The 820-nt window shown below is 52.4% G+C and carries 1 protein-coding gene; it reads right to left on the bottom strand.

All coding sequences use genetic code 11. The features are described from left to right. Positions 1 to 52: 52 nt before the first annotated feature. A complete protein-coding gene (locus tag MKR05_RS26890) occupies positions 53 to 757 on the bottom strand; it encodes an IS6-like element IS26 family transposase (protein WP_001067855.1) in 705 nt (234 codons plus the stop codon). Between the last annotated feature and the right edge of the window lie 63 nt (positions 758 to 820).

Raw genomic sequence — 820 nt, 5'->3', positions numbered from 1 at the left:
GGCACTGTTGCAAAGTTAGCGATGAGGCAGCCTTTTGTCTTATTCAAAGGCCTTACATTTCAAAAACTCTGCTTACCAGGCGCATTTCGCCCAGGGGATCACCATAATAAAATGCTGAGGCCTGGCCTTTGCGTAGTGCACGCATCACCTCAATACCTTTGATGGTGGCGTAAGCCGTCTTCATGGATTTAAATCCCAGCGTGGCGCCGATTATCCGTTTCAGTTTGCCATGATCGCATTCAATCACGTTGTTCCGGTACTTAATCTGTCGGTGTTCAACGTCAGACGGGCACCGGCCTTCGCGTTTGAGCAGAGCAAGCGCGCGACCATAGGCGGGCGCTTTATCCGTGTTGATGAATCGCGGGATCTGCCACTTCTTCACGTTGTTGAGGATTTTACCCAGAAACCGGTATGCAGCTTTGCTGTTACGACGGGAGGAGAGATAAAAATCGACAGTGCGGCCCCGGCTGTCGACGGCCCGGTACAGATACGCCCAGCGGCCATTGACCTTCACGTAGGTTTCATCCATGTGCCACGGGCAAAGATCGGAAGGGTTACGCCAGTACCAGCGCAGCCGTTTTTCCATTTCAGGCGCATAACGCTGAACCCAGCGGTAAATCGTGGAGTGATCGACATTCACTCCGCGTTCAGCCAGCATCTCCTGCAGCTCACGGTAACTGATGCCGTATTTGCAGTACCAGCGTACGGCCCACAGAATGATGTCACGCTGAAAATGCCGGCCTTTGAATGGGTTCATGTGCAGCTCCATCAGCAAAAGGGGATGATAAGTTTATCACCACCGACTATTTGCAACAGTGCC

Source organism: Klebsiella sp. K5-204 (genome assembly GCF_030128585.1).
Lineage (GTDB): Bacteria > Pseudomonadota > Gammaproteobacteria > Enterobacterales > Enterobacteriaceae > Klebsiella > Klebsiella quasipneumoniae.
This window is presented reverse-complemented; position numbering and strand designations above follow the sequence as displayed.